Origin of the sequence: Mesorhizobium sp. M7A.F.Ca.CA.004.12.1.1 (assembly GCF_003997835.1) — a bacterium.
Taxonomy (GTDB): domain Bacteria; phylum Pseudomonadota; class Alphaproteobacteria; order Rhizobiales; family Rhizobiaceae; genus Mesorhizobium.
The window spans coordinates 1-2,494 of sequence record NZ_RZRK01000874.1 but is presented as its reverse complement, the minus strand read 5'-3'; the positions used below and the strand labels follow the sequence as shown (position 1 = coordinate 2,494).

The 2,494-nt window shown below is 61.0% G+C and carries 3 protein-coding genes and 1 pseudogene; 2 read left to right on the top strand and 2 right to left on the bottom strand.

From position 1 onward, the window contains the following. Window positions 1-279 (top strand): annotated as a pseudogene (locus EN984_RS31060) (carbon monoxide dehydrogenase); the annotation flags it as partial. A gap of 269 nt (window positions 280-548) precedes the next feature. After that, window positions 549-1,571, top strand: coding sequence for an acyltransferase (locus tag EN984_RS31055; protein ID WP_127268337.1), 1,023 nt, complete (start codon window positions 549-551; stop codon window positions 1,569-1,571). Between the two features lie 42 nt (window positions 1,572-1,613). Here EN984_RS31055 and EN984_RS31050 read toward each other — a convergent pair whose 3' ends face one another. Beyond that, complete coding sequence (locus EN984_RS31050; protein WP_127268338.1) at window positions 1,614-2,111, bottom strand: GNAT family N-acetyltransferase; 498 nt, start codon at window positions 2,109-2,111, stop codon at window positions 1,614-1,616. Beyond that, window positions 2,108-2,494, bottom strand: a 387-nt coding sequence (locus tag EN984_RS31045; protein ID WP_281057360.1) for a copper homeostasis protein CutC, incomplete at its 5' end; no start/stop codon positions are given. The genes EN984_RS31050 and EN984_RS31045, both read right to left, overlap by 4 nt.

Here is a 2,494-nt window from a genome sequence, read left to right as displayed (position 1 = left end):
AAATTCCGCAATCCGGCATCGCGCTACGCCATCGTCGGCGTGTTCGTGGCCAAGGGCAAGGATGGCGTCAGCGTCGCCGTCACCGGTGCCGGCGACGACGGCGTTTTTCGTTCGAAGGAGATCGAGGCAGCATTGGCCAAGAATTTTGCGGCCTCGGCACTCGAAGGGGTGAAAGTGCCGGCGAAGAATTTGATGACCGACATCCACGCCTCGGCCGACTATCGCGCCAATCTGATCACGGTGATGGCCAAGCGCGCGGTGGCTGCCGCCAACGCCTGACACGATCCGTTGTGGACACGGAGAAGGGGTCATGCGGCCCCTTTTCCTTTTGTGGCGACCTGTAGTTGCCCAAACTTTTGATGGAATCGCCCCCGCACCAATCGTTTGCCTGAGCAATTTCTTCCGCCGACACTTCACCTGGAACTGCACCGGCGGCAATCTCGCACTTGCACAAATCCATATTGCACTGCAATATGGATTTGGGCGGGAATGCGAGCCGGGTTCGAAATGTCGTGCCCTTTCGCATGCCTATTTGCGAGAGGATCGGCATGACCGACATTTCCGCGACGCATGTCGTTCCGTCCCGATCCGCCGCCGACAGATCAACCAGAACAAGACTGGCCTATCTCGACGGCTGGCGCGGGCTTTCGATCGCACTGGTGCTGATCGGCCATTTCTTTCCGGTTCCGGGAATCAATCTTGGCGTGCTGGGCGTCGAATTCTTTTTCGTGCTCAGCGGCCGGCTGATGGGCGAGATCCTGTTCATCGAACGCTACCCGCTGAAAAAATTCTTCAAACGCCGCTTCTCCCGCATCTATCCGGCTCTTCTGGTCTTCGTAGTCGTCGCGATGATTGCGCTGTCCGGCACATTCATCGCCTTCAAATGGAAGGCGGCGCTGACGGCGCTGACATTCACCTACAACTATGCCGGCATTCTCGTGACGCGGGCAGGGGCGCTCGACCATATCTGGTCGCTCTGCATCGAGGAGCACGCCTACATCATCCTGGCGCTGATCAGCGTCATCGTCTCAAGTCGCTCTCGCGTGGTTGTGCTGCTCCTGGCGCTGGCCTTGCTGGCCATGGCCAATGGCGCGGTTTCGTACTGGGTCTTCGGGATGGACTACGAAACCACCTATTGGCGCACCGACGTGCACATCGCGTCGATCCTGCTGTCGGCTTCGATCTGCCTGCTGAAGGCCGACGGCATGCTGCCGGCGTTTTTGAGAGGCAAGCATGTGGCCCTGGTGGCGACGTTCTGTGCCGTTGTCCTGTTCCTGGATCAGGTGCCGACGCCGATCCACTATCTCTTCGCGGTGCCGCTGCTGGCTCTGGCCGTCAACGCACTCGATTTCAGCCCACGGTATATTTCCGGATTGCTGTCCTCCTGGCCGATGGCGACGCTGGGTCTGTGGTCGTACTCGCTCTATCTGTGGCAGCAGCCGTTCTACAAATTCGTCTATGAGCAAGGCGTCATGCCGATGCCGATGCTAGCCGCAGTCTTCGCTTGTGCGGCCTGCAGCTACTACCTCATCGAGCGCCCGGCGCGCGAATGGCTCAACCGCAACTGGTGAGCAACAGGGCGTTCAGGCCGTCTTGCGGCGCGCCCGCCCTCTCTATGCCTGCAGCGATCTGACGTAATAGCGCACTGCTTTCTTACCGCCATGGATCACTGCGTCGCCGGCCTCAGTGAAGCCAAGGGCGGCGTGAAAGACATCCGAGGCAGGGTTCGGCGGGTCGGTGTTGACTTCGCAGGTGACCAGATTGTAGCCGGCGCGCTCAACATGGCCGAACAGATCCTGATAGAGCCGGCGGGCATGGCCTCGGCCGCGCGCGTGCGCCGCCACGACAACCCGGTCGACATAGACGAAGCGCTCGTAGCGTTCGCGAAACCAGAGGAAATTCGGGCTGTCGTAGCGGGCGTCCTGGTCGAAGGTCATGATGAAGGCTTCGAGATCGCCGATGCGCCTGGTGTAAAACGCTTCGCCAAGCAGGAAGGACAGCCGCTCAGCCTCCAGCCACGACAGTTCTGCGGCATGCTCGTTGTTGAGCGCCAGGATCGCCGCTTCGTCTGCGGCCGATACACGGGCTATCGGGGCAGGGGTCGAGGTCATGCCTTGGCTGCCGCGATCGTTGCCGCCACCAGTGATGTGTCGGTGAGCGTGTTGCGGTATTCGCGATCGAGATCGGAACCACCCATGCCGACATGGGGATTGCGGTAGTCCATGGCACTCGGCACATCCTTGAGGGCGGCAAAATGCATTTCGGACAGGCCGGTTTTGCTGCGCACTTCGGCAATGTTGTGCAAATCCAGTCCGCCGCAGCCGAGGATGACGATGCGCTCGCCGGCCTGCCGCACCAGATCCGCCAACAGCGGCAAGCCTTCGATAGCAGTGTCACGCTGGCCGCTGGTCAGCACGCGGCCGACCTTGCTGCGGATCAGCGATTCGAGCGCCTCGGCCGGGTCGCGCGTCATGTCGAAGGCGCGATGACAGGT

What these genes read in the sequence shown, in the direction of transcription:
- EN984_RS31055 (WP_127268337.1), top strand. Translation starts at nt 549, where the DNA reads ATGACCGACATTTCCGCGACGCATGTCGTTCCGTCCCGATCCGCCGCC.
- EN984_RS31050 (WP_127268338.1), bottom strand. Translation starts at nt 2,111, where the DNA reads ATGACCTCGACCCCTGCCCCGATAGCCCGTGTATCGGCCGCAGACGAA.